Annotated in this window: 19 protein-coding genes; 15 read left to right on the top strand and 4 right to left on the bottom strand. The window is 71.1% G+C overall.

What is annotated here, in order from left to right; translation table 11 throughout:
* Positions 1 to 30: 30 nt before the first annotated feature.
* Both nrdR and ACZ561_RS25685 read left to right on the top strand, forming a co-directional pair.
* Positions 31 to 543 (top strand): transcriptional regulator NrdR, encoded by a 513-nt coding sequence (gene nrdR / locus ACZ561_RS25690; RefSeq protein ID WP_376440652.1) that lies wholly within the window; start codon positions 31 to 33, stop codon positions 541 to 543.
* Between the two features lie 158 nt (positions 544 to 701).
* Positions 702 to 3590 (top strand): vitamin B12-dependent ribonucleotide reductase, encoded by a 2889-nt coding sequence (locus ACZ561_RS25685; RefSeq protein ID WP_470999218.1) that lies wholly within the window; start codon positions 702 to 704, stop codon positions 3588 to 3590.
* Positions 3591 to 3669: 79 nt separating this feature from the next.
* Here the strand turns inward: ACZ561_RS25685 and ACZ561_RS25680 are convergent, their stop codons facing one another.
* Complete coding sequence (locus ACZ561_RS25680) at positions 3670 to 4200, bottom strand: TerD family protein (protein ID WP_470999216.1); 531 nt, start codon at positions 4198 to 4200, stop codon at positions 3670 to 3672.
* Between the two features lie 187 nt (positions 4201 to 4387).
* On the opposite strand from ACZ561_RS25680, the gene ACZ561_RS25675 reads away from it, so the two are divergent.
* Positions 4388 to 4993: a YdbC family protein gene (locus ACZ561_RS25675; protein ID WP_376440645.1), complete on the top strand. Its 606-nt coding sequence runs from the start codon at positions 4388 to 4390 to the stop codon at positions 4991 to 4993.
* Here ACZ561_RS25675 and ACZ561_RS25670 read toward each other — a convergent pair whose 3' ends face one another.
* Positions 4994 to 5659: a TetR/AcrR family transcriptional regulator gene (locus ACZ561_RS25670; protein ID WP_470999214.1), complete on the bottom strand. Its 666-nt coding sequence runs from the start codon at positions 5657 to 5659 to the stop codon at positions 4994 to 4996. It abuts the gene before it with no gap.
* A 137-nt stretch (positions 5660 to 5796) separates the two neighbouring features.
* On the opposite strand from ACZ561_RS25670, the gene abc-f reads away from it, so the two are divergent.
* The 6 genes from abc-f to ACZ561_RS25640 all read left to right on the top strand — a co-directional run bounded on the left by abc-f (position 5797) and on the right by ACZ561_RS25640 (position 13072).
* Positions 5797 to 7407, top strand: coding sequence for a ribosomal protection-like ABC-F family protein (gene abc-f, locus ACZ561_RS25665; RefSeq protein WP_470999212.1), 1611 nt, complete (start codon positions 5797 to 5799; stop codon positions 7405 to 7407).
* 33 nt (positions 7408 to 7440) lie between these two features.
* The gene (locus ACZ561_RS25660) at positions 7441 to 8100 is read left to right on the top strand and encodes a histidine phosphatase family protein (RefSeq protein WP_470999210.1); all 660 of its coding nucleotides are present in this window, start codon (positions 7441 to 7443) and stop codon (positions 8098 to 8100) included.
* A gap of 12 nt (positions 8101 to 8112) precedes the next feature.
* On the top strand, positions 8113 to 9024 hold the full coding sequence (locus ACZ561_RS25655; RefSeq protein WP_470999208.1) for an ADP-ribosylglycohydrolase family protein: 912 nt from the start codon (positions 8113 to 8115) through the stop codon (positions 9022 to 9024).
* A gap of 612 nt (positions 9025 to 9636) precedes the next feature.
* Positions 9637 to 11028, top strand: a complete 1392-nt coding sequence (locus tag ACZ561_RS25650) for a DUF4153 domain-containing protein (RefSeq protein WP_470999206.1) — start codon at positions 9637 to 9639, stop codon at positions 11026 to 11028.
* Between the two features lie 612 nt (positions 11029 to 11640).
* Positions 11641 to 12351 (top strand): ribonuclease HII, encoded by a 711-nt coding sequence (locus ACZ561_RS25645; protein WP_376440628.1) that lies wholly within the window; start codon positions 11641 to 11643, stop codon positions 12349 to 12351.
* A gap of 91 nt (positions 12352 to 12442) precedes the next feature.
* A complete protein-coding gene (locus ACZ561_RS25640; RefSeq protein ID WP_470999204.1) occupies positions 12443 to 13072 on the top strand; it encodes a hypothetical protein in 630 nt (209 codons plus the stop codon).
* 96 nt (positions 13073 to 13168) lie between these two features.
* On the opposite strand, the gene ACZ561_RS25635 is transcribed toward ACZ561_RS25640, so the two are convergent.
* Positions 13169 to 13798, bottom strand: coding sequence for a hypothetical protein (locus ACZ561_RS25635; protein ID WP_470999202.1), 630 nt, complete (start codon positions 13796 to 13798; stop codon positions 13169 to 13171).
* Positions 13799 to 14014: 216 nt separating this feature from the next.
* Positions 14015 to 16198, bottom strand: coding sequence for a RecQ family ATP-dependent DNA helicase (locus tag ACZ561_RS25630; RefSeq protein ID WP_470999200.1), 2184 nt, complete (start codon positions 16196 to 16198; stop codon positions 14015 to 14017).
* A gap of 133 nt (positions 16199 to 16331) precedes the next feature.
* Here ACZ561_RS25630 and ACZ561_RS25625 point away from each other — a divergent pair, with 133 nt between their 5' ends.
* The 6 genes from ACZ561_RS25625 (at position 16332) to ACZ561_RS25600 (ending at position 25584) form a co-directional block, all read left to right on the top strand.
* Positions 16332 to 17699, top strand: coding sequence for a DUF4192 domain-containing protein (locus ACZ561_RS25625; protein WP_470999198.1), 1368 nt, complete (start codon positions 16332 to 16334; stop codon positions 17697 to 17699).
* A 115-nt stretch (positions 17700 to 17814) separates the two neighbouring features.
* Positions 17815 to 19854: a glycogen debranching N-terminal domain-containing protein gene (locus ACZ561_RS25620; protein ID WP_470999196.1), complete on the top strand. Its 2040-nt coding sequence runs from the start codon at positions 17815 to 17817 to the stop codon at positions 19852 to 19854.
* A 107-nt stretch (positions 19855 to 19961) separates the two neighbouring features.
* Entirely contained in the window at positions 19962 to 20732 is a 771-nt protein-coding gene (locus ACZ561_RS25615; RefSeq protein ID WP_470999194.1) for an NUDIX hydrolase, read from the top strand.
* Between the two features lie 118 nt (positions 20733 to 20850).
* The gene (locus ACZ561_RS25610; RefSeq protein ID WP_470999192.1) at positions 20851 to 22611 is read left to right on the top strand and encodes an ABC transporter ATP-binding protein; all 1761 of its coding nucleotides are present in this window, start codon (positions 20851 to 20853) and stop codon (positions 22609 to 22611) included.
* Between the two features lie 160 nt (positions 22612 to 22771).
* Positions 22772 to 23659: a FadR/GntR family transcriptional regulator gene (locus tag ACZ561_RS25605; RefSeq protein WP_470999190.1), complete on the top strand. Its 888-nt coding sequence runs from the start codon at positions 22772 to 22774 to the stop codon at positions 23657 to 23659.
* A 377-nt stretch (positions 23660 to 24036) separates the two neighbouring features.
* Positions 24037 to 25584 (top strand): RNA polymerase sigma factor, encoded by a 1548-nt coding sequence (locus ACZ561_RS25600; protein ID WP_470999188.1) that lies wholly within the window; start codon positions 24037 to 24039, stop codon positions 25582 to 25584.
* Positions 25585 to 25667 lie beyond the last annotated feature (83 nt).

Here is a 25667-nt window from a genome sequence, read left to right as displayed (position 1 = left end):
TCAGTCGTGCCGCGAGGGAGGGTCGGAACCATGCATTGCCCCTTCTGCAGGCACCCCGACAGCCGTGTCGTCGACAGTCGCACCACCGACGACGGGACGTCGATCCGACGCCGCCGCCAGTGCCCCGACTGCTCCCGTCGTTTCACGACGGTGGAGACCGCATCGCTGATGGTGATCAAGCGGTCGGGCGTGACCGAACCCTTCAGTCGCACCAAGGTCATCTCCGGCGTCCGCAAGGCATGCCAGGGCCGACCCGTGACCGAGGACGCCCTCGCCAAGCTCGGCCAGCGGGTCGAAGAGGCGGTGCGTGCCACCGGAAGCGCCGAGCTGACCACCCACGACGTGGGCCTGGCCATCCTCGGCCCCTTGCAGGAGCTCGACCTCGTCGCGTACCTGCGCTTCGCATCCGTTTACAAGGCTTTCGACAGCCTCGACGACTTCGAGGCCGCCATCGCGGAACTCCGTGAGCAGCGGCCTCCCGCAGTGGACTGCGGGACCGGAGCGACCCCCGAGGTCCCCGTTCCCGCCACCGCCGCCGACTGACCGGCGGGCCGGACCAGGGTCCGGCCGAGGCCGGCCGCGCGCGGCTGAAAAGACGTGTCGCGAGTGCCCCGAGCGGTGCTCACGACAGCAGACAAGAAGACAGTGCCCTGGGACTATCTGGGCACTTAAAGGTGTTTTGCCCGTATATGGGAGGCGGCATGACAGAGACGGCGAGCGGTCCGGCACGAGGTTCCCGAGCCAAGGGAGCCAAGGCGAGCAAGGGCCTGCGTATCGAGCGCATCCACACCACCCCGGGCGTGCATCCGTACGACGAGGTGGTCTGGGAGCGTCGTGACGTCGTCATGACCAACTGGCGCGACGGCTCGGTCAACTTCGAGCAGCGTGGCGTCGAGTTCCCCGACTTCTGGTCGGTGAACGCGGTCAACATCGTCACCAGCAAGTACTTCCGTGGGGCCGTCGGCACCCCGCAGCGCGAGACCGGTCTCAAGCAGCTCATCGACCGGATCGTGAAGACGTACACCAAGGCCGGTGAGGAGTACGGCTACTTCGCCTCGCCCGCCGACGCCGAGATCTTCGAGCACGAGCTGGCGTACGCCCTCCTGCACCAGATCTTCAGCTTCAACTCCCCGGTGTGGTTCAACGTCGGCACGCCGCAGCCCCAGCAGGTCTCCGCCTGCTTCATCCTGTCCGTCGACGACTCCATGGAGTCGATCCTCGACTGGTACAAGGAAGAGGGCATGATCTTCAAGGGCGGCTCCGGCGCCGGCCTGAACCTCTCCCGCATCCGCTCCTCCAAGGAGCTGCTCTCCTCCGGCGGCAACGCCTCCGGCCCGGTCTCCTTCATGCGCGGCGCCGACGCGTCCGCAGGAACGATCAAGTCGGGCGGCGCCACCCGTCGCGCGGCCAAGATGGTCATCCTTGACGTCGACCACCCCGACATCGAGGACTTCATCGAGACCAAGGTCAAGGAAGAGGAGAAGATCCGCGCCCTGCGCGACGCGGGCTTCGACATGGACCTGGGCGGCGACGACATCACGTCCGTCCAGTACCAGAACGCCAACAACTCGGTCCGCGTGAACGACACGTTCATGAAGGCGGTCGAGGAGGGCGGCAAGTTCGGCCTGACGTCCCGGATGACCGGCGAGGTCATCGAGGAGGTCGACGCCAAGACGCTCTTCCGCAAGATGGCCGAGGCCGCCTGGGCCTGCGCCGACCCGGGCATCCAGTACGACGACACGATCAACCACTGGCACACCTGCCCCGAGTCCGGCCGCATCAACGGCTCGAACCCGTGCAGCGAGTACATGCACCTGGACAACACGTCCTGCAACCTCGCCTCGCTGAACCTCATGAAGTTCCTCAAGGACGACGGCAAGGGCAACCAGTCGTTCAACTCCGAGCGCTTCGCCAAGGTCGTCGAGCTGGTCATCACGGCGATGGACATCTCCATCTGCTTCGCCGACTTCCCGACCCAGAAGATCGGCGAGAACACCCGCGCTTTCCGTCAGCTGGGCATCGGTTACGCCAACCTGGGCGCCCTGCTCATGGCCACCGGCCACGCGTACGACTCCGACGGCGGTCGCGCCCTGGCGGGTGCCATCACCTCGCTGATGACCGGCACCTCGTACAAGCGCTCCGCCGAGCTCGCCGCGGTCGTCGGCCCGTACGACGGCTACGCCCGGAACGCCGAGCCGCACCAGCGCGTGATGAAGCAGCACGCCGACGCCAACACCGTGGCCGTCCGCATGGACGACCTCGACTCGCCGATCTGGGCCGCCGCCACGGAGGCCTGGCAGGACGTGATCCGCCTCGGCGCCAAGAACGGCTTCCGCAACGCCCAGGCGTCGGTCATCGCTCCGACCGGCACCATCGGTCTCGCGATGTCCTGTGACACCACCGGCCTCGAGCCCGACCTCGCCCTGGTCAAGTTCAAGAAGCTGGTCGGCGGCGGCTCGATGCAGATCGTCAACGGCACCGTTCCGCAGGCCCTGCGCCGCCTGGGTTACCAGGAGGAGCAGATCGAGGCGATCGTCGCCCACATCGCCGAGCACGGCAATGTGATCGACGCCCCCGGTCTGAAGATCGAGCACTACGAGGTCTTCGACTGCGCCATGGGCGAGCGTTCCATCTCCGCGATGGGCCACGTCCGCATGATGGCCGCCATCCAGCCGTGGATCTCCGGCGCCCTCTCCAAGACTGTGAACCTGCCGGAGACGGCCACGGTCGAGGACGTCGAGGAGGTCTACTTCGAGGCCTGGAAGATGGGCGTCAAGGCGCTCGCCATCTACCGCGACAACTGCAAGGTCGGCCAGCCCCTCTCCGCCAAGAAGAAGGAGGAGGAGAAGGTCGAGGTCACCGCGAAGTCCGAGGCGACGATCCGCGAGGCCGTCGAGAAGGTCGTCGAGTACCGCCCGGTCCGCAAGCGCCTCCCCAAGGGCCGCCCGGGGATCACCACGTCCTTCACGGTCGGTGGCGCCGAGGGTTACATGACCGCCAACTCCTACCCGGACGACGGTCTCGGCGAGGTCTTCCTGAAGATGTCCAAGCAGGGCTCGACGCTCGCGGGCATGATGGACGCCTTCTCCATCGCGGTCTCCGTCGGCCTGCAGTACGGCGTCCCGCTGGAGACGTACGTCTCGAAGTTCACCAACATGCGCTTCGAGCCGGCCGGCATGACGGACGACCCGGACGTGCGGATGGCGCAGTCGATCGTCGACTACATCTTCCGCCGCCTGGCGCTGGACTTCCTGCCCTTCGAGACGCGCTCCGCGCTCGGCATCCACTCGGCCGAGGAGCGTCAGCGCCACCTGGAGACGGGCTCCTACGAGCCCGCCGACGACGAGATGGACGTCGAGGGCCTGGCCCAGTCCGCTCCGCGCCAGACGGAGACCCTGAAGGCCGTCGCCCCGGCCGTCAAGGCCGAGGTCCCGGCGCCCAAGCAGGCGCACACCTCGGCGGAGCTCGTGGAGATGCAGCTGGGCATCAGCGCGGACGCCCCGCTCTGCTTCTCCTGCGGTACCAAGATGCAGCGGGCGGGCTCCTGCTACATCTGCGAGGGCTGCGGCTCGACCAGCGGCTGCAGCTGAACCGCTGAGCAGTGACTGACGAAGGGGACCGGCCCGTGGCCGGTCCCCTTCGTGGTTGTCCGTATCGGGCGAGGAAGCCTCAGGAGCGCCGGGCACCCATCAGCGTCGCGAACACCTGCGGGTCCGCGTCGAACCCACGGCGCATCGACCGGTACGACCAGCCTTGCGCGCCGTCCCGGGTGAACTCCACGACCGTCGCGGCCGTCGCCTCTGCGACATCGTCGAAGCCGTGCGCGGCGAGGTCCGTGTAGCCCTCACGGACCCGTACGCCGGTGTTGGCGACGTCGCCGAACGTCAGTCGGCCCCCGCCCTGCTGTATGGCCACGCCCACCACCACGCGCGCGTACAGGGGTGCGAGCCGGTTCAGCTCCAGGGTCATGGCCTCGTCGTAGCCGAAACCCTGTCCCGTACGGCTGTCCCGGCTGAGCGTGATCGTGCCGTCGGGGGAGCGACTGTCGAAGTGCACCAGATAGGCGGGCGAGCCGTAGGGATCGTCCGTCGTGTACACCCCGGCGATGATGTCCAGGTCGTGCGCCGAGGCGCCGATCGGACTCGGATCCCACTTGAGCGTCACCTCGACCTTGCCGACCCCCTTGTTGAGTCCGCTCACCGTGAATCCCCTCTCCGTGTACGACATGCGCCGCCGGTCAGACCAACTGCCCGTGGTCGCGGGCAGGTTGTTCATGGTGTCATGCGCCGCCGGTGGGGCGTCGGGTGGTGAGCAGGCGGCCGTACTTGCCGCAGTGCGCTCCTCCGTAGTCTGACGGGGGCCCCGTCCCGCCCCGTACGATGGCGCGGTGCTGGTCAAGTGGATTCGCTGCACCGTGGTGGACCGTCGGGGGTTCGAGCGGGGACAGCGGAAATGGGCGGGGCTGCTCGGTGAGCCGGGATTCCGGGGACAGGGCGGAGGATGGAGCCGGGCGCGGCCGGATGTGGCCCATGTCTTCGGGTTCTGGGAGAGCCGCGCGTTCTACGACTCCTTCATGGCGCGCTCCCACGACCGGCTCGCCGCCGCGCAGTCGGGCACGTACAGGGACGCCCAGGTCAAGCTCTTCGACCACCGCTTCGATGTGAAGACGGGATTCGAGCCGAAGTTCACCGACGCCGATGTGGCGAGGGTGGCGCACTGCCGCGTCCACGAGGACCGGGTCGAGCACTTCGCCCTGATGCAGGAGAAGGTGTGGAATCCGGCGATGGCCGGTTCCCCCGGAATGCTGCGCGGTGTGTTCGGCGAGGCGCCGGGCAACGAGTTCGTGGTGCTGTCGATGTGGCGGTCGGCGGCGGAGCACGGAAAGTACCGGGTCGAGCGCGTCGAGCGGCTCGGGCTGCGTGCCCAGACGGAGGCCGACGTGGCGGCACTGACCGGTGACGTGGTGCAGCTCGAGCCGACCTGGACCGTCTGATCACTCCTCTGCGGCCTGCTCCCGGCCGCCGTCTTCCGTTCGCCGCACGAACGCGCCCGCGGTGACCGCGGCGAGCGTCGTTCGGGCCGCCTGGTCCGCCGTGGCGGTGTCGACCGGCTCGCGGGTGACGAACAGGCGCAGGAACAGGGGCGCGGAGACGGCGCGGACGACCGCGCCGGCGTCCGTGCCCACCGGCGCCTCACCGCGGGCCACTGCCCGCTCGACGACCGCCTCGCAGCGGGTGAACCGCTCGGTGTAGAAGGCGCGCAGCGCTTCGGCGGCCCGCTCGGACTGGAAGGCGGCGCCGACGAACGCGGTGGGGGCCGCCGCGGCGGTCGGGTCGGCGAAGGAATCGACCACCTCATGGGCGAGCGCCCGCAGATCGCCGTCGAGGCTTCCGGTGTCGGGCGGAGTCCAGCTGTCCTCTCCCGCAAGGTCGAGGGCGTCCGCGAGCAGTCCTTCCAGGCTGCCCCAGCGGCGGTAGAGCGTCGTCTTGTGCACTCCGGAGTGCTCCGCCACGTACTCGACGGTGAGGGCCGGATAGCCGTGCTCGGCCAGGCCCGTCAGGACCGCGTCGCGCACGGCGGCCCGGGTGCGTGCCGTACGGCCGCCGGGGCGCCTGCTGCCCGGGGCGGGCGACTGCTCATCTTCGATGGATGCATTCAATTGCTACTCCCGTTGCGTTAGTGGATCGAGTCTGTCACACTCTTCATAACGCGACTCAGGTTGCATTTGCCGGGGCGGGTGCGTAGCGCTCTGTCCCATCCTGTTCGGTTCGTTCCCGCTCATCATTGGAGGCGCCCTTGCCCACACAGATCTCTCTGCATGACGTGACCGTGTCCCGTGGCGAACGGCTGCTGCTCGACCGGATCTCGCTCGCCGTGCGCCCTGGCGAGCGAATCGGGATCGTGGGGGAGAACGGGGCGGGCAAGACCACCCTGCTCCGCCTGCTCGCCGGAGTCGAAGCGCCCGACGAGGGCGACGTCGTCACCGTGGCCGACGGCGGCACGGGACTGCTGGCACAGACACCGCGGCTGTCCGCCGAACACACCGTCGCCGACGCGATCGACGACTCCCTGGCAGAACTCCGCACCATGGAGCGGCGGCTCAGGGAACTCGAGGCGGCGCTCGGCACCGCCGACGGAAGCGCGCTCGACGCGTACGGGGAACTGCTGACCGCCTATGAACTGCGAGGCGGGTACGAAGCGGACGCACGGGTCGACAAGGCCATGCACGGCCTCGGGCTCGCCTCGATAAGCAGGGATCGCAGGCTCGGCAGCCTTTCGGGCGGCGAGCAGGCACGGCTCGGTATCGCCTGCGCGGTCGCCGCCGCGCCCGAGGTGCTGCTGCTCGACGAGCCGACCAACCACCTCGACGAACAGGCCCTCGGCTGGCTGGAGGAGGCGCTGACGACCCACCGGGGCACCGTCGTGGCCGTCTCCCACGACCGGGTCTTCCTGGAGCGGGTGGCCACAGCCGTCCTCGAGGTCGACGCCGACCGCCGTACGGTCGTCCGGTACGGCGACGGCTATGCCGGGTTCCGGGCCGGGCGGGCGGCCGCTCGACAGCGCTGGGAGCAGGCGTACGAGGAGTGGCACGAGGAGACGGCACGGCTCGAGGAGTACGCCACGACCACCGCGCACGGCGTCGCCGCCGGACGCTCCATCAAGGACAACAACAAGATGGCCTACGACCGGGCGGGCGGCCGGGTCCAGGCGTCGGTCTCCGGGCGGGTGCGCAACGCCCAGGAGCGCCTGCGCCGCCTCCGGGCCGAGCCCGTGGCCAAGCCCCCACGCCCGCTCGCCTTCGCCGCCCGGCCGGTCGCCGCCGGCGCCCAGGGAGATCTGGTCACGCTGACCGGTGTGCGCGTCGCGGACCGGCTGACTGTCGACCGTCTGACCGTACGGGCGGGGGAGAAACTCCTGATCCACGGCGGCAACGGAGCGGGCAAGTCCACGCTGCTCCGTGTCATGGCGGGCCTGGCCGAGCCGGAGGCGGGGGAGGTGCGCCGCAGCGGGCGCATCGGATTCCTGGCCCAGGAGATACCGGCCCACCGGCCGGCGGAGCGGGTTCTCGCCGCCTTCGGGCGCGGGCTTGCGCTCTCCGAGGACGAGCAGGCCGAACTGCTTCTGTCGTACGGCCTGTTCCGCCCGGCGGACCTCCTGGTGCCCGTCGGCAGCCTCTCCGCGGGGCAGCGCCGGAGGCTGGCTCTCGCCCGCCTGCTGGCGCGCCCGGCCGACCTGCTGCTCCTCGACGAGCCGGCCAACCATCTCGCACTCGGCCTCGTCGAAGAACTGGAGGAGGCGCTGGAGCAGTGGTCCGGGGCTCTGGTCGTGGTCTCCCACGACCGGCAGTTGCGCCGTCGCTTCGCCGGCCGGATACGCCGGATGGACTCCGGACACCTCCTCGGCTGAGCCCGTACGGAGCGGGCGATCTAGGGTCATGGCATGGCACGACCGCGGCGCATCGTTCTCGTACGGCATGGAGAGTCCGAGGGCAATGCCGACGACACGGTGTACGAACGTGAGCCGGACCATGCGCTCAGGCTCACCGAGACCGGTCTGCGGCAGGCGGAGGAGACGGGGGAACGGCTTCGGGAACTGTTCGGGAAGGAACAGGTCAGCGTCTACGTCTCGCCGTACCGGCGCACCCACGAGACGTTCAGGGCCTTCCGCCTCGATCCCGGGCAGGTGCGCGTGCGCGAGGAGCCGCGGCTGCGGGAGCAGGACTGGGGAAACTGGCAGGACAGGGACGACGTACGGCTGCAGAAGGCGTACCGCGACGCCTACGGCCACTTCTTCTACCGCTTCGCCCAGGGCGAGTCGGGGGCCGATGTGTACGACCGGGTCGGGGCGTTCCTGGAGAGCCTGTACCGCAGCTTCGAGGCGCCCGACCATCCGCCCAACGTGCTGCTGGTGACCCACGGATTGACCATGCGGCTGTTCTGCATGCGCTGGTTCCACTGGACGGTCGCCGACTTCGAGTCACTGTCCAACCCGGGCAACGCCGAGACGCGGACCCTGCTGCTCGGCGAAGACGGCCGATACCGCCTGGACCGGCCGTTCGAACGCTGGCGTACCCCCGAACCGTACGGCCACACCGGATAGAGTGGCAGAGCGATGACCGCTGACTCCTCTCTCGACCGGCGCTTCGACCGCGCCCTGGCCAGCCTCCGAGGGCTGGCCGTGGGAGACGCCCTGGGCTCCCAGTACTTCGTCCCCGCCAACTATCCCCTGCTCAAACGACGCGAAGTGCCGTCGGGACCGTGGCAGTGGACCGATGACACCGAGATGGCCTGCTCCGTTCTGGCCGTGCTCGCGCACCACAACCGGATCGACCAGGACGCGCTCGCGCAGGCGTTCGCCGAGCATCATGACTTCGACCGGGGTTACGGGCCCGCGGTCAACCGGATGCTCCGGCTCATCAGGGAGGGTGGCGACTGGCGGGAGCTGGCCGCGGCGCTCTTCAACGGCCAGGGTTCATGGGGGAACGGGGCCGCGATGAGGATCGCCCCGCTCGGCGCCTGGTATGCCGACGACCCCGAGCAGGCGACCCATCAGGCCGAGATCTCCGCGTACACCACGCACCAGCACCGCGAGGCCGTGGTGGGCACGATGGCGGTGGCCGCCGCGGCCGCGCTCGCCGCGGACCCGGCCGGGCCGCCCACCCCCACCGACCTCCTGGACGGCGTGATCGCGCTCATCCCGCGCAGCGCCGTCGGCGCGGGGCTGCGCAGGGCCCGCGACATGCTCGACTACGGCGACGCGGCGACGGTGGCCGCGGTCCTGGGCAGCGGCCGCCGCACCAGCGCGCACGACACCGTGCCGTACGCGCTCTGGTCGGCCGCCCGCGGCCTCGGCGACTTCGAGCGGGTCTTCTGGACGACCGCGCAGGTGGGCGGCGATGTCGACACCACATGTGCGATCGCCGGCGGCGTCGTGGCCTCCGCCACGACCGGTGCACCTCCCGCCGCCTGGTTGGACCAGACCGAGGAACTGCCGGACTGGGTCCCGGCCGCCGTACGCCCCTGACGACGCTCCGCCTGCCCGGCGAGCCCCATCCGCCGAGTCGCCGGGCACGCGGATTTGCGGCCCCGCCCGGGACGCATGTCACGGTCCTGCCACAGCGCCGGTCCACCGGGGTCGATTATCCGGGGGCACGGTTAGAGTCGGCCACTCCCAAGCGCTGATCATGAAGAGAGAGCGCCGACGAGACACCCGGACGCAGGCCCTCCGCCCCCATGGCCCCGTTTGCGGACCGGGTCGGGAGGGGGTCCCGTGTCCGACACATCGTCCGCACCACCACCGAAGGACAGCACTCCTTCACCAGAGAGCAGCACTCCTCAACCGAAGGGCGGCGCCGCGTCCCAGTCGGCGCCCGGCACGCCGGCAACGCCGCCGCCCGCCGCCGCGACGCCACCCGGTGTCGTGCCACCCGTACCGCCACAGCACCGGGCATCGGCGTCGTCCGGATGGCCCGGGGGGCAGAGACCTCAGCATCCCTGGGCACCACCGAGGCCTCCGAGCGACAGCTGGCTGACCCGCCTGCGGCCGGCCGCGCCGGCCCGGGCCACGACCGCGACCCTGGCGGCCGTCGGGGCCACCGCGCTCCTCAGCGCGTTGCTCCTCGGCGACGGACTCGGCGTGAATCTGGTGCTCGTGGCCGTCCCGGCGGTGATCGCCGCGTCCTTCGCAGCGCGGGCGGCGGGCCGCCGTCTTCGCCCCTGGACGCTGATCTGGGCGATCGGGGGACTCGCCCTCCTCGGCATCCCCGCCCTGCGGGACGCCGGTTGGCCGACCTTCCTCGCGGTCGTCTCCGCGCTGGTGCTGACCTCTTTCGCCCTGCACGGCGGTCGTGGCTGGCCGAGCGTGTTGTTCGGCCCCATCGGTCTGATCGACTCGCTGGGTTCCGGCACCACCTGGGCGTGGCGAGGGCTGCGTGACCGGGCTGACGGTTCCCGTGGTCGATGGGGCCCGGTCGTGCGTACGGTCGGAGTGGCCGTCGCCCTCCTCGTCGTCTTCGGCGCGCTGTTCGCGGGCGCCGACGCGGCCTTCGCCGATCTGCTCGGCTCGCTCATCCCCGACTTCTCGCCGGCCCAGGTGCCGTGGCGGCTCTCCTTCTTCCTGCTCGGCCTGTTCGGTGCGATCTCCCTCGCCCGTACCGCCGCGGCTCCGTTGCGCTGGGACCGTATGGTCATCCGTCCCGGCCGGGCGCGGGCCCGACTGGAGTGGGCCGCGCCGCTGATCGTCCTGAACCTGCTCTTCGCGGCCTTCAACGCGGTCCAACTCACGGTTCTCTTCGGCGGATACGACAAGGTCCTGGAAGAGACCGACCTGACCTACTCCGAGTACGCGCGCCAGGGCTTCTGGCAGCTCCTGATGGCCACCCTGCTCACCCTCGTGGTCATCGGGCTCGCCCTGTGGTGGGCGCCACGCGCGGAGGCCCGCGACCGGACCCTCGTGCGCGCCGTGCTCGGCACCCTGTGTGTCCTCACCCTGATCGTGGTCGCCTCCGCGCTGCGCAGGATGGACCTGTACGTGGACGCGTACGGGCTCACCCGGCTGCGCATCTCGGTGGCAGCGATGGAGATCTGGCTGGGACTGGTCATCCTGTTGATCATGGCCGCGGGGATCTTCGGCGCGCGCCTGCTGCCGCGGGCGGTGGCGGCGAGTGCCGCGGCGGCCGTGCTGGCCTTCGGCCTTGCCTCGCCCGACGCGATCGTTGCCGAGAACAACGTCGCGCGGTACGACCGCCTCGAGAAGATCGATGTCCCCTACCTCGCGGGGCTCTCGGCCGACGCCGTGCCCGCGCTCGATCGGCTGCCCGAGCCGCAACGTTCCTGCGCACTGATGGACATCGAGGCGCGATTGCGCGCCGACGACGGTGGGTGGTTCGCCACCAGCTGGTCGGAGGCGAGGGCCCGTTCGATCCTGGCTGAGCGTGGGATCGAGCGGTCCTCCGTCGACTGCGACGGGCCGAGCAGGGAAGAGGACTACAACCCGGACGCGGACGGCGATCCGTACAGCATCCCCTGAGTCCGATCCTCCCTTCCATCGCACCGGAACCACTGGCGTCGCCCCTTCCCCACTCGCTTCGGGGGAGGGGCGGCCGCGCGACCGCCCCGGGGCGCTCCGGACGGCCGGTCCGCGGCCTCGGCCTTGCCGTTGGACGCGTCAGGATCGCGCTTGGGCACCCGGATCACCGCCCACCGCCGTGATCCGCGCGAGCACCTCCATGCCGACAGCTGCCGTGCAGGCGGAAGCCCGACTTCGCTCAGCAGTCGGAACGTTCGCGAATGCGATGGCCAGATGATGGAACGATTGTGCGGGCCGGTCGTGACCGGGTGGTTGACCCCCTGCATTCGGCCCCTCTTGTGGGTGGTTGAGCGGGGATTATTTGCACAGAGATGCGAGTGTCGATCTCGCCGATGGCCTGATCTTCAGTGTTACGCCGGCGATGGCGGTGCATCGATCAAGAATGTGCATAAGTGAATGGCTCGCCGTCGAGATTGCCGCCGTGATCGATCGGATCATGGAGCCGCTGCTCCGTCCTCCGAGCTCGTGAGCAGCCTCCCGTGGCGACTTCGGGCATCCGATGGGAATCCGGGTATCGCGGGCGGTCCCCACCGGCGTAACCTGTCTGGCGCCATGCCGTACGAACCACCCACCCACAGCGTCGAGCGATCGCTCCGAGCCACCACCGGCGCCAAGATCGTTGCCGGGGTCGACGAGGTCGGACGCGGGGCATGGGCCGGTCCGGTCACCGTATGCGCGGCCGTCACGGGCCTGCGCCGGGCCCCCGAGGGGCTCACCGACTCCAAGCTGATCACCCCCAAGCGCCGTACGGCCCTGGCGGCGGAACTGGAGAAGTGGGTCACCGCCTACGCGCTCGGGCACGCCTCCCCCCAGGAGATCGACGAGCTCGGGATGACCGCGGCGCTCCGGCTGGCGGCCGTGCGCGCGCTGGAGGCCCTGCCCGTACGCCCGGACGCGGTGATACTCGACGGTAAGCACGACTACCTCGGCAGCCCCTGGAAGGTCCGTACGGTGATCAAGGGCGACCAGTCCTGCATCGCCGTCGCGGCCGCCTCGGTCATCGCCAAGGTCCGGCGCGACGCGATGATGGCCGAGCTGGAGAGCGAGGCGGAGGAGTGCGTGGCCTTCGGTTTCGGCGCCAACGCGGGCTACCCGTCGCCGGTCCACAAGGCTGCCCTGGAGGAGCGGGGGCCCACCCCGTACCACCGGCTCTCCTGGTCGTATCTCGACGCGCTGCCCCAGTGGCGGCACCTCAAGAAGGTCCGCATCTCCGCCGAGGCGGTCGCACTGGAAAGCGGGGGCCAACTCGGCTTCGACTTCTGAACGTCCCGGCAGCGCCATGTCGCCAGCCGGGTCGCACGATTGTGCCCACCCGCCGGAGCCTCGCGCACCGGCGTTTGATAGACATCCACCCATGCCTCTCATCCCCGAGGAGCCTCAGATTCACGAGAGTGCCCAGGGTCCCCGCGCCATGGCCGCCGGCCACCCCGCGCCGACCCCTCGTCCCGTACCCGGTCCGCGCTCGGCGGCCTCGCCGCGTCCAGGGCGTCCCGGCCCCGCACCGGCCAGGCCCGCGCCGCCGGCGCAGCGCCCGCACCCCGGTGCCGGGCAGTCCCCGTCGTCCCGTTCGGAGAATCGCTCCGAACCAGGGTCCGGTCCACAGATCCAGCTGATCCCCGCCCCGGTCGACGGCGCGCTCGACGCCGCCGAAGAGGCTGTCGATCTGCTTCTGGAGACCGGCCGCCCGCCTGGCGACATCCTCGTTCTCACCACCGGTGAGCAGCACCCGTGGGCGGCGCACGAGCTGTCCTTCGGTGATGCCGCGTACTGGGCCCAGCAGGACGCCCGCGACGACGTGTTCTTCGCGGACGCCGCCGCCGTGGAGCGGGCCGCCGCGCGACCCGTGGTCGTCGTGGCGGTCAACGGCGGAGCCGATGGCGCCGCCGCACACGCCCTGCCCCTGGCGATGGGACGCGCGACCGCGCTGCTCGTCGTCTGCGGTGACCCGCAGCGCATCAACGCCGTACTCGGCGCGGGTGTCTGACGCGGAGTACGTCTCGCGGTCCTGACCCGGCTGCCCCATGGGGGCGGCCGGGCCGTGGCCCCGAGGGTCCCGCGCACCGGCGCGGGAGTTGCCGCGTCAGCGTGCCGCCGTCCTGCGCAACAACTCGGTGGCGCCGCCCGCGGTACGCGGAGTCAGGACACCGATCTCGGAGGCGACGTCTCCCAAGGCGGTCGGACGCGAGTCGGAGCCGGGATGCCGGCCACCCCGGCCCTCACCGAGCACCTGCCAACCGCCGCGGGTCAGCGTGATGTACGCACCGCAGCGCAGCCCGTGGAGCGTGCAGGCGTCGCGCAGCCCCCACATCCAGGCGCCGTCCTCCTCGGTCCATCGCTCGTCCCCGTCACGGCAGTAGAGCAGCACGGCCGTCCGCACCGGGGTCCGGCGTCGCAGATCGTGCGGGATGACCCGGCGCAGATGCGCGAGGAGCGCGTTGCGGAACTCCCAGCCGTCCGCGGGGACGGCCCGGCGGGTGAACGACGCACTGGCGGCCAGCCGTTCCTCGTGGTCGAGGACGGCGACGACAGCGGTCGTGGGTGTCGGCCGGTGGCGCGTGTGCAGACCGCTCACCACGTCACGAGGGTTGCCGAGCAGCGGGATCCCCGCCGCGGCCCACTCGGACGGTTCCAGTATCCGGGCGAGGCGGCTGGCGGACTCGGACGGCGAGTTGATCGAGGTGGCTGCGGACGGAGCGAATCCGAAGGTCACGGTCCTCCCTTCGGATACGCGCCCGCTGGCGGGCAGAGTCGAGTGAGGGCGCACCACAGCACAGTCCTTCCGGACCGCGTACAAGGCTGTGCGGGGCGGGGTCCCAATTCTTGCGGGCCTGTGCGCGGGCGGCAACGAGCAATTGAGGCAGCTGACTGGAATGCGCCGGTATGACACTCATATCCCTGCCCAGCCACCTAGTGTTCACTCCCCGTTTCACCCCTGGACGGCAAGCACCAGCGGGAACACGCCGTCCGCTCCCGCCCGGCGCAGCAGTCGGGCCGACACGGCGAGGGTCCAGCCGCTGTCCGACAGGTCGTCCACCAACAGCACCGGACCGCCGGCCGAGGCCAGCCGTTCGGCCAGCGCGGGGGGAACCGTCAGTGCCTGATGGAGCCCCACAACCCGCTGGGCGCTGTTCGTTCGCGAGATCCGCAGCTCCTCCGCCTCCGGCACGTACTCGACCGCTCCCAGCAGCGGCATCCGGCCGATCCCCGCGATCCGCCGCCCCAGTGAGTCGACCAGGTTCGGCCTGCTGCGCGAGGCGATCGTGACCACGCCGGCCGGCCGAGCGGGAGCGTCCGGCGCGCCGGACGCCCAACCACCGGGCCCCTTGGCCCAGTCGGCGAGCACGCGGACCACCGCCTGCACCACATCGTCCGGAACAGGACCGTCGGCCGCCCGCTCCGAGAGCATCGGACGCAGACGGTTTCCCCAACCGATGTCCGAGAGCCGCCCGAGCGCCCGCCCGCCGAACGACTGCTCACCCGCCGGGATGCGGCCCTTCAGATCGACACCGACCGCCGTGAGTCCGGTCGGCCACATCTTGCGCGGCTCCACCTCCACGCCCGGCCGCCCCAGCTCACCCTTGGCGGCGTCGAGCGCGGCGTCGGTCACCTTCGGGTCGAACCGGGACCCCGAGCAGTTGTCGCAGCGGCCGCACGGGGCGGCTTCCTCGTCGTCCAACTGGCGCCGCAGGAACTCCATCCGACAGCCCGCCGTCGCCGCGTACTCACGCATCGCCTGCTGCTCGGCCGCTCGCTGACGCGCCACCCAGGCGTACCGCTCGGTGTCGTACACCCATGACTGTCCCGTGCTCGTCCAGCCACCCTTCACCCGCTGCACGGCGCCGTCCACGTCCAGGACCTTGAGCATCGTCTCCAGCCGGGTCCGACGCAGCTCGACGAGCGGCTCCAGAGCCGGCAGGGAGAGCGGGCGGCCCGCGTGTGCCAGGACGTCCAGAGTGCGGCGCACCTGCTCCTCGGGCGGGAAGGCGACCGACGCGAAGTACTGCCAGATCGCCTCGTCCTCCTTGCCCGGCAGCAGCAGCACCTCCGCGTGCTCCACCCCACGCCCGGCACGGCCCACCTGCTGGTAGTACGCGATCGGAGAGGACGGCGAACCGAGGTGCACCACGAAGCCGAGGTCCGGCTTGTCGAACCCCATGCCCAGGGCCGATGTCGCCACCAGCGCCTTGACCCGGTTCGCCTGCAGGTCCTCCTCCGCCTGCTGCCGGTCCGCGTTCTCCGTCCGGCCCGTGTAGGAGGACACCGTGTGCCCGCACTGGCGGAGATAGGTGGTGACCTCCTCGGCGGCCGCGACCGTGAGCGTGTAGATGATCCCGGATCCGGGAAGCTCGCCGAGATGGTCGGCCAGCCAGGCCAGCCGGTGCGCGGCGTCGGGCAGTTGGACCACACCGAGACTCAGACTCTCCCGGTCGAGCGGGCCACGCAGCACCAGCGCGTCCGTCCCCGCGCCCGTACCGAGCTGCTCGGCGACGTCCGCCGTCACCCGGGCGTTGGCCGTCGCCGTGGTGGCGAGCACGGGGACGCCGGCCGGAAGCTCCGCCAGCATCGTGCGCAGACGGCGGTAGTCGGGCCGGAAGTCGTGGCCCCAGTCGGAGATGCAGTGTGCCTCGTCGACCACGAGCAGACCCGTGGCGGCGGCGAGCCGAGGAAGAACCTCGTCACGGAAGTCGGGGTTGTTGAGCCGCTCGGGACTGACCAGCAGCACGTCCACCTCGCCCGCGGCCACCTCCTGCTGGACGGTCTCCCACTCCTCCGTGTTCGACGAGTTGATCGTGCGGGCACGGATACCGGCACGGGCCGCCGCCTCGACCTGGTTGCGCATCAGCGCGAGGAGCGGGGAGACGATCACCGTGGGGCCGCTTCCGGCCTCGCGCAGCAGGGACGTCGCCACGAAGTACACCGCGGACTTGCCCCACCCGGTCCGCTGCACCACCAGCGCCCGCCGCTTGTCCGCGACGAGCGCCTCGATGGCCCGCCACTGGTCCTCCCGCAGTCTCGCCGTGCCGGTCGGATCCCCGACGAGACGGGCGAGTACGGCATCGGCGGTGGCTCGGAGGCCCGCGCGGTCGGTGAGACGGTCTGCGTTGGTCATCCCCCCATGCAACCCGATGGGTCGGACATTGCGCGAACGAGCCGCGAAACCTGTGGACAACCGGGATCGAGGGCCGCCGAGAGTTATCCACAGGGGTTTCGGAGTCGACGCCGCCCGCGAGACCGTCGTGACCATGAACACGAACCCGCACGAATCCCGTGGATCGACCGAATCGCAGCAGATCACCCTGCGCGGCCCGGCAGAACTGGCCGACGCTCTCCCCTTCATGCTGGGCTTCCACCCCACCGACTCCGTCGTCCTCGTCGCCCTCCACGGCGAGCACGGCCGCTTCGGCGGCAGGGTCAGGCTCGGCATCCCGCGCTCGTCCGCCGAGTGGCCCTCGACGGCGGAGCACCTCGCGGAGTGCCTTGTCGAAGGCTGCGCCCGGCGCGGCACCCGCCCGGACGGCGTCGTCGTCTTCCTCTGCCAGGACCCCGCGCCCGGCGAGACCGGCCGCCACGTCATGGAGCGACTGCGCCCCTTCTCCCAGCGGCTGCGTACGGCCTGCGGCGAGCTCGACATTCCCGTCTACGAAGTCCTCTGCATCTCCGACGGTCTCTACTTCTCGTACGTCTGCCCCGACACCCGCTGCTGTCCGCCCGACGGCACCCCCCTCGCTCTGACCGGTACATCGGTCATGGCGGCGTCGGCCGCCTACGCCGGAATCCAGGTGAGGGGATCGCTGCGCGACATGGAGGCGCGACTCAGGCCACGGGCGTCGCCCGACGACGAGCGGCAGCGCAAGGCCCTGAACGAGGCCGCGTCCGTGATCGTCCCCCAGATCCTCGACGACCCGCCGGGCCCTGGCAGGGAGGACATCAGGGAGAAGACGCTCACGCTCGCCCGCGAGATGCTGCGGAGGTACGGCGGGCCGGCCACCGTGGCCGAAGGACCGGCACGGACATCCGAGTCCGTCCGGGTGGTACGCGGCACGGGAACCACGGAGCGGGACGCGGCCGACGACGCACTGATCGACCCCGTCAAGGCCGCGGCACTGATTCTCGGGCTCCAGGACCGTGACACACGGGACCGGGCCGCCGAATGGATGGAAGGCCCGGACGGCGCTGCGGCCCTGCGGCTGTGGGGAGTACTGGCCCGGCGATGCGTGGCGCCGTTCGACGAGTACGCGGCGGCGCCGCTCACCCTCGCCGGCTGGGTCGCCTGGTCCACCGGGGACGAACCCGCCGCCCGGGTCGCTCTCGGTCTCGCGCTGGACGCCGACCCCGAATACGTCTTCGCCCGCCTGCTGCACCAGGCCTGCAACGAGGGACTCGATCCCGAGTCGCTGCGCAGCTGCCTGCGCCACGAACGGGAGTCGAGGACGGCGGCCGTCGAGCGCCGTGCCGGGGCGCGCCGCGCGGGATCGCGGGGCGCCCGCCCGCAGCCGGTCAGGAGGGGCGGGCCCGCCGCCGGCACCCGCCCTGGCAAGACCTCACCGAAGCCGCCGCGGGACGCCGCGGCCCGGCGCACCGGACAGCGGGGGACGAGGAGCGGTCGATGACGCCCGTGACCAGGCCGCCCGCGGCGGCGTTCAGCTCTGTGGCGGAGCCCCACGACCCGTCCCGCCGACCGCACACCGGCAGTCCGGATCGCACAGAGAGCACCGCACACCACCCATGGCCCCCAGTTCCGCAGCGGCACCCGGCCCCGCGACCCTCGCCGGACTCACCCTCCCGGGCGCCCCACGGCCGAGCGAGCTGCCCTCGGTGCACAACGCGCTCATCTGCGTCGCCCTGCCCGCCCTCGTCATCTGTGCGGACCACGGACAGCTCACCGGGCACGGCCTCGAAGGGGTCTATCTGTCCGGACGGAGACTCCTCTCCCGCTGTGTGCTGCGGGTGGCCGGACGCGAACCCATCGCACTCCAGGGCAGGCGGTCCGCCGCCGACCGGGCCGTGTTCCTCGGGGCTCTGCGTACGACGGGGGACAACGGGCCCGACCCCGGGATCACCGTCGAGCGCTCGCGCTGCGCCGACGGAACCGAGCGGATCACCCTGCGCAGCTCGGTCGCGCGACCGTTGCGCCTCCCGGTGGAGATCGCTCTCGGGACGGATCTCGCGGATCTGGGCGCGGTGGCGTCCGGGCAGCCGGGGCCCGAAATCTTCCCCAGCGTCCACGGCACCGGGATGCGCTGGACGGCGGACGACGGCCGGTACGCGGCCGTCACCGCGGACCCGCCGCCGATGGACGCGCTGGCCGCTGCCGGTCTTCTGCGGTGGGAGGTCGAGTTGGCCCCCGGAGCCACAAGCATCATCGAACTCAGGGTGCGCGCGGACCGGACACCCCGGTCTGCCCCACTCCCCGCGCCAGGGGTCGGGCGGCCCGGCGGCAGCGTCCTCGCCGAGGCCCGTGCCGAGGGCGACGATCACCGGATCGGGGAACTCCTACGAACATCCGTCGACGATCTGCGGGCCCTCCTCCAGCGCGACACGGCCCACCCGGCGGACGTCCATCTCGCGGCCGGAGTGCCCTGGCGCTGCGGACCCGCCACCTCCGAAGCGCTCTGGGCAGCGCGCATGGCCCTGCCCCTCGGTACTCGGCTCGCCGTCACCACGCTCCGAACGCTGGCCCGTACCCAGATCGGTGGACCGGGCCCGGCGGAGGGACGCATCCCCGGCCCTCTCAGGGATGCGGGGCCCTACCTGCCGCCCCGCTGCACCGGAATCGAGGCCACACTCGCCTTCCCCGCCGCCTTGGCCGAGGCCAGACGCTGGGGGCTGCCCGAGCAGGACCTCGAGGAGCTGCTTCCCGCGGCGGAACGGTGTCTGCAGTGGCTGCGGGCCGCCGCCGACCCGCACGGGTTCGTCCCGGACCCGGGGCCCTCCGGTCCCTGGCGGGCCGAGACTCAGGCCCATGCCCACCGTGCGGCCGTGCTCGGCGCCGACCTCCTCGACGCATGCGGCCGTCCGGGCGGGGACGCCTGGCGGGAGTGGGCGAGCATCCTTCGAGCCCGATTCCGCGCGGAGTTCTGGCTCGACGACAGGTCCGGCGGCAGACCCGCCGCCGCCCGGGCGCCGGGCGGCGGACCATGGACCCAGCTCGGAGGGTGGGCGGCACACCTCCTCGACACCGGCCTGCTGGGCGGCGGCCGGTACGCCCCCGGCCTGCTGGACAGGGCAGAGACCGAACAGCTGGCCCGGTTGCTCGGTACCCCGGCCCTGGACTCCGGTTGGGGGCTGCGCAGCCTCGGTGCCAAGGAACCCGGACACAACCCCTTCGGGCACCGGGCGGGAGCCGTGCGCGTCCATGAAACGGCGGTCGCCGTGGCCGGGCTCGTAGCGGCGGGATACGAGAGGGAGGCCGCGTCCCTGCTCCGTGGCGCCCTCGACGCGGCGGAGGCGTTCGGCCACCGCCTGCCCGAGATGTACGCGGGTGCCCAGCGCACGGCCGGTGGTGTTCCGGTGCCGCACCCGGCGGCCTGCCGTCCGGCCGCAGTGGCAGCGGCCGCCGGCGTCCATCTCCTGACGACCCTCGCCGGGATCCGGCCCGATGCGCCCGGCCGGACCGTGGCCCTGCATCCCGTCCGGTCGGCTCCGCTCGGCGCGGTACGACTGTCGGGGCTGCGGGTCGCGGGGGAGCCGTTCACGGTGAGGGTGAGCCGACTCGGGCTCGGCATGGTCGAGGAGGCCGGCGACGGCCTTCAGCTGGGAGGCTGACCATGCGGGGTGGCAGCGTGAAGGAAGCCTCACGGGAGGGACAAGAAGTGATTCTCGATGTAGCGGAGGGGAGTGTTTATCGTCAGGAAGACGACTATGATCGCGGCATGTCTCCCTACGACCCGTCGGCCTTCCCGCCCTTTGCCGTCACCGTCGATCTGGTCGTGCTCACCGTGCGGGGCCACGCGCTGTGCGCCCTGATCGTGAGACGGGGAGAAGCTCCGTTCCAGGGCCGCTGGGCGCTGCCGGGCGGATTCGTCCGCGATGACGAGGACCTCGGCGCCGCGGCGGCGCGCGAGTTGGTGGAGGAGACCGGACTCTGCGTCCACGACCCCGGGGCCCCGTCGCCCATGGCGAGCAACGGCGCGCACCTCGAGCAGCTGGCGACCTATGGGGATCCGCAGCGCGACCCCCGGATGCGGGTGGTCAGCGTCGCCCATCTGGCGCTCGCCCCGGACCTGCCGGCGCCGCGCGCGGGTGGTGACGCGAACAGCGCACGCTGGGCGCCGGTCGAGGAAGTGCTCGGAAAGGACGGTTCCCTCGAGCGCGAGGAGGGGCAGGGGGAGCCGCTCGCGTTCGATCACGCGCAGATCCTCGCCGACGGAGTGGAGCGGGCCCGTTCCAAGATCGAGTACTCCTCGCTGGCCACCGCCTTCTGCCCGCCGGAGTTCACGGTCGGCGAGCTCAGGAGGGTGTACGAGGCCGTCTGGGGTGTCGCGCTCGACCCGCGCAACTTCCACCGGAAGGTGACCGGTACCCCGGGTTTCCTGGTTCCCGCGGGTGGCACCACCACGCGCCAGGGCGGCCGCCCCGCGCAGCTCTTCCGTGCGGGTGGGGCGACGTTGCTCAACCCGCCCATGCTGCGTCCCGAGGTCTGACGGCGCTCTCCAGGGCGACCCGAGGTTCCAACCCTGCGCCAAAAGTCCGAAATGTCGCGTTATCTTGCTTCGATAGCCGCCCTGCCGCGGAGCGGTGTCACCTACCGCGAGAGAAGCGATGCTCCAGGCCTTCGGACTCACCAGCAGCCCCCGCCGCGACCGCCGGCCCGCCGTGGACGATCTCACCTTCGATGCCCGGCCGGGGCAGGTCACCGCCCTCCTCGGCCCCGCCGGATCCGGCAAGACCACCACCTTGCGGCTGATGCTCGAACTCGAGCCCGGCCGTGGCGTCACGTACTTCCGCGGCCGCCCTCTCCATCGCGTCGCCCATCCCCCCGGTGAGGTCGGTGTGCTGCTGGGGGACGTCCCCGGGCACCCCTCGCGCACCATGCGGAGCCAGTTGCGGATGCTGTGCGCGGCGACCGGCGTTCCCGTGTCCAGGGCCGACGAAATGCTCAGGGCCGTAGGACTCACCGGCCTCCCCGACCAGCGCATCGGCACCCTGCCGCGCGCGATGGACCGCCGACTCGGGCTCGCCTCGGCTCTGTTGGCCGATCCGCACGCGCTTCTGCTCGACGAGCCCGGCGCCGGTCTCTCCGCACGGGACAAGGCCTGGCTGCACGAACTCCTGCGTGCCCACGCCGTGGAGGGCGGCACCGTCCTGTACACCACCGACGACCCCAAGGACGCGGCCCGCAACGCCGACCGGGTCGTCACCGTCGCCCACGGCCGCCTCGTCGCGGAGCAGGAGGTGGCCGACTTCGCCCGAACGCGGCTGAGGCCGCGGGTGGCCGTACGCACCCCCCACGCCGCGCGGCTCGCCTCGGTCGTCACGCAGGAGGCGCGCGCCGCGCGCCGCACCGTCGAGGTCGTCACCGAGAAGGGCAATCGACTCTCCGTCTACGGCAGCGACTGCGCCACGATCGGCGAGACCGCGTACCGGCACGGCGTGCTCATCCACCAACTCTCCGACGAGGTGGGCGACACAGGCTCGCGTGACGTGCCCGAATCCTCAGCGGCCACTCCCGTGGGCAGCCGCACCTCCGAATCCGAAGGCGGCGCCGCTGCCGTGCGCGAGCCCGAGCCGCCGGCGAAGCGCCGGCCGACCCGTTCGCCGCTCCGTCCACTCCGGTACGAGATCCGCAGACTGCTCGGCGTCCCGGCCACCCCGCTCGTCGCGGCCGCGGTCCTGGTCGCCTCGGTCGTGGTCTCGGTACTGCTCGCGCGGAGCGGCCGGACGCCCGTGCCCACCCTCCTCGCCGGCTGGCCCACCCTCTCCCCGCTGCCGCCCGCCGCCATCGGAGCCGGGCTGCTCGGCGCTTTCTCGTTCGCGGACGAGTACAGATACCCGGCGCTCACCACCGGCCGCGGCACGGTTCCACGCCGTCTCGGACTGCTGCTCGCCAAGCTCGTTGTCGCGGCGGCCGTCGCCCTTGTCCTGGCCGTGCTCGTTGTGGCCGCCGACCTCATGACCCTTCGCCTCGTCTACGGCGGCGAGTTGATTCCCGTACCGAAAAACTGGCCGACACTGTGTGCGAGTTGGCTCGGTCTGACCGTCGGCTGTGCCTGGGCCGGGGTGCTCGGAGCCGGGGTCTTCCGGGTCGCCGCGGCGGGAGTGGCGGCGGTCCTCGCGGTGCCGGTGGCCCTCGCGCCCCTGCTGCAGATGGCGACGTCCGGGCCTCCGGGCCGTGCGATCTCCGGGCTCCCCGCACGGCTGCGGGGTTTCGTCAGCATGGAGTGGCCGGCCGCGGCCGACCGCTGGCTGACGGGGGTGTTGCGGGTGGTCGCCCAGCCCGTGGGGGTGGCGCTGGCGCTGGCGTTGACCGCCCTGCTCTGCGCCTATCTGTTCACCGGCCTTCGTCGCAAGGCGCGTTGGTGATCACTTCCGGATCGAAAGCTTCCGCTTCCGCGGCAACTCCCTTGAAAATGGCCGCATATGTCCGATTAATCGTCAATTGTGTAGGGGGTGCCGATCACCCTTTCGTGTGCTTTTCACCAAAGACCTCAAGGGTCACGGGGGGCACGCCGACAAAGGATGCGTGAGTACCCTTGCGCACACCATGATGACCGCCGCCCGCCCCGTCGACTCCGGCCTCGGCGCCCCGGGCGATCTCGACCGCTACCCGTACGCGGAGGCGCCCGTCGCCGACCGTGTGGGTCCGCCCTCCTGGGAAGGAGTGGAGACGGACCTCGGCCGGGTCGGTCGTCGCACGGCCGGCAGTCGCGGCCGCGGCCTCCACGGCCAGCTCGTCCAGCAGCTCGGGCAGATGATCGTCTCCGGCGACCTCGGCGCCGACCGCCCACTGGTTCCGGAGGAGATCGGTCAGCGCTTCGAGGTCTCCCGCACCGTCGTACGTGAGTCGCTGCGCGTCCTGGAGGCGAAGGGCCTGGTCAGCGCCCGCCCCAACGTCGGCACCCGGGTCAGGCCCGTCAGTGACTGGAACCTGCTGGACCCCGACATCATCGAGTGGCGCGCCTTCGGCCCTCAGCGCGACGATCAGCGCCGCGAGCTGAACGAGCTGCGCTGGACGATCGAGCCCCTGGCCGCCCGGCTCGCCGCCGGGCACGGCCGCGAGGACGTCCAGCAGCGGCTGGCCGACATGGTCGAGATCATGGGGCACGCCTACGCCCAGGGTGATGGCATCACCTTCTCCCGGGCCGACGTCGAGTTCCACTCCCTGTTGATCCAGCTCGCCGGGAACCGGATGCTGGAGCACCTCTCCGGCATCGTCGCCGCCGCGCTCCAGGTCTCCGGCGGTCCGGTCACCGGCTGTGACCGCCCCGGTGAGCACTGCCTGGCGCACCACGCGCGCATCGTCGACTGCCTCGCGACCGGGGACGCGCAGGGCGCCGAGGCGGCCATGCGTCAGCTGCTGACCGTTCACCCGGAGGTGGAGCGCGTCGTGCCCGCTCCGCGTGAGCACTGACCCGCAGGCCACGGTCAGGGGCGCGGAGCCGTACGCTTCGCGTGCCGCCGGAGCCATGCGGAACCCGGGGATCACGGCGCATCCCCAGGGTTCCGCGGCGGCTCGGGGGGCGCGAATGTGCGACGAACGCCCGTTCTGGCCGCTTCGTCGCAAATGAGGTGTGACTCGGGCCACGCGGATTGGGCGTAACACTCCTCGAAGCCGTGCGATGACCTAAGAGGTGACAGCCGAGGAAGGAATACAGCAGCCGCGTGAGGCGCTGTGCAGTTCCCCGGTCCAGCCCGCGCCGTCGGCACATTCCCAGCCGATGGTCGTCGGCTCCGGCCCGATCCTGGGCGGGGCCGGAAGCCGTTTTCCATCGTTCCGAGAGGTTGTTCGTGTCGGCCAGCACATCCCGTACGCTCCCGCCGGAGATCGCCGAGTCCGAGTCTGTGATGGCGCTCATCGAGCGGGGAAAGGCTGATGGGCAGATCGCCGGCGATGACGTGCGTCGGGCCTTCGAGGCTGACCAGATTCCGCCAACCCAGTGGAAGAATGTTCTGCGCAGCCTCAACCAGATCCTCGAGGAAGAGGGTGTGACGCTGATGGTCAGTGCAGCGGAGTCGCCGAAGCGCGCCCGCAAGAGCGTCGCAGCGAAGAGCCCGGCCAAGCGCACCGCCACCAAGACCGTCACCGCCAAGACGACCGTGACGAAGACCGTCTCGGCCGCCACGGCGGCCCCGGCGGCAGAGAACGCGGACCCGGCCGACGAGGCCGGAGCGCCGGCCAAGAAGGCGGCCGCGAAGAAGACCGCGGCCAAGAAGACGGTGGCGAAGAAGGCCACCGCCAAGAAGACGACGGCCAAGAAGACCGCCGCCAAGAAGGACGCCGACGAGGCCGTCGAGGGCGAGGAGCTGCTCGACGACGTCGCGCCCGGCAAGGGCGAGGACGAAGAGGCCGAGGGCGAGAACAAGGGCTTCGTCCTGTCCGACGAGGACGAGGACGACGCTCCGGCGCAGCAGGTCGCGGTCGCCGGTGCCACCGCCGACCCGGTCAAGGACTACCTGAAGCAGATCGGCAAGGTCCCGCTGCTCAACGCCGAGCAGGAGGTCGAGCTCGCCAAGCGTATCGAGGCCGGTCTGTTCGCCGAGGACAAGCTGGCCAACTCCGACAAGCTGGCGCCCAAGCTCAAGCGCGAGCTGGAGATCATCGCCGAGGACGGCCGCCGCGCCAAGAACCACCTCCTGGAGGCCAACCTCCGACTGGTGGTCTCGCTGGCCAAGCGCTACACCGGCCGCGGAATGCTCTTCCTGGACCTGATCCAGGAGGGCAACCTGGGTCTGATCCGCGCCGTCGAGAAGTTCGACTACACCAAGGGCTACAAGTTCTCCACGTACGCCACCTGGTGGATCCGTCAGGCGATCACCCGCGCCATGGCCGACCAGGCCCGCACCATCCGTATCCCGGTGCACATGGTCGAGGTCATCAACAAGCTCGCGCGCGTCCAGCGCCAGATGCTCCAGGACCTGGGCCGTGAGCCCACCCCGGAGGAGCTGGCCAAGGAGCTCGACATGACCCCGGAGAAGGTCATCGAGGTCCAGAAGTACGGCCGCGAGCCGATCTCCCTCCACACCCCGCTGGGTGAGGACGGAGACAGCGAGTTCGGTGACCTCATCGAGGACTCCGAGGCGGTCGTCCCGGCCGACGCGGTCAGCTTCACGCTCCTCCAGGAGCAGCTGCACTCGGTCCTCGACACGCTCTCCGAGCGTGAGGCCGGCGTGGTCTCCATGCGCTTCGGTCTCACCGACGGCCAGCCGAAGACGCTGGACGAGATCGGCAAGGTCTACGGCGTCACGCGTGAGCGGATCCGCCAGATCGAGTCCAAGACGATGTCGAAGCTGCGCCACCCGTCCCGTTCGCAGGTCCTGCGCGACTACCTCGACTAGTCCGCGGTCGTACACGCCGAAGGGCCCGGTTCTCCGAAAAGGAGAGCCGGGCCCTTCGGCGTGCGCGGGTGCAGGGCGACGAC

This window comes from Streptomyces sp. NPDC039609, from assembly GCF_055596705.1.
The sequence above is the reverse complement of the archived record's forward strand: the minus strand, read 5'-3'. Positions and strand labels throughout refer to the sequence as shown.

Coding starts and splice junctions, on each gene's coding strand:
- nrdR (WP_376440652.1), top strand. CDS start 31: ATGCATTGCCCCTTCTGCAGGCACCCCGACAGCCGTGTCGTCGACAGT.
- ACZ561_RS25685 (WP_470999218.1), top strand. CDS start 702: ATGACAGAGACGGCGAGCGGTCCGGCACGAGGTTCCCGAGCCAAGGGA.
- ACZ561_RS25660 (WP_470999210.1), top strand. CDS start 7,441: ATGGCACGACCGCGGCGCATCGTTCTCGTACGGCATGGAGAGTCCGAG.
- ACZ561_RS25655 (WP_470999208.1), top strand. CDS start 8,113: ATGACCGCTGACTCCTCTCTCGACCGGCGCTTCGACCGCGCCCTGGCC.
- ACZ561_RS25645 (WP_376440628.1), top strand. CDS start 11,641: ATGCCGTACGAACCACCCACCCACAGCGTCGAGCGATCGCTCCGAGCC.
- ACZ561_RS25640 (WP_470999204.1), top strand. CDS start 12,443: ATGCCTCTCATCCCCGAGGAGCCTCAGATTCACGAGAGTGCCCAGGGT.
- ACZ561_RS25630 (WP_470999200.1), bottom strand. CDS start 16,198: ATGACCAACGCAGACCGTCTCACCGACCGCGCGGGCCTCCGAGCCACC.
- ACZ561_RS25625 (WP_470999198.1), top strand. CDS start 16,332: ATGAACACGAACCCGCACGAATCCCGTGGATCGACCGAATCGCAGCAG.
- ACZ561_RS25620 (WP_470999196.1), top strand. CDS start 17,815: ATGGCCCCCAGTTCCGCAGCGGCACCCGGCCCCGCGACCCTCGCCGGA.
- ACZ561_RS25615 (WP_470999194.1), top strand. CDS start 19,962: ATGTCTCCCTACGACCCGTCGGCCTTCCCGCCCTTTGCCGTCACCGTC.
- ACZ561_RS25610 (WP_470999192.1), top strand. CDS start 20,851: ATGCTCCAGGCCTTCGGACTCACCAGCAGCCCCCGCCGCGACCGCCGG.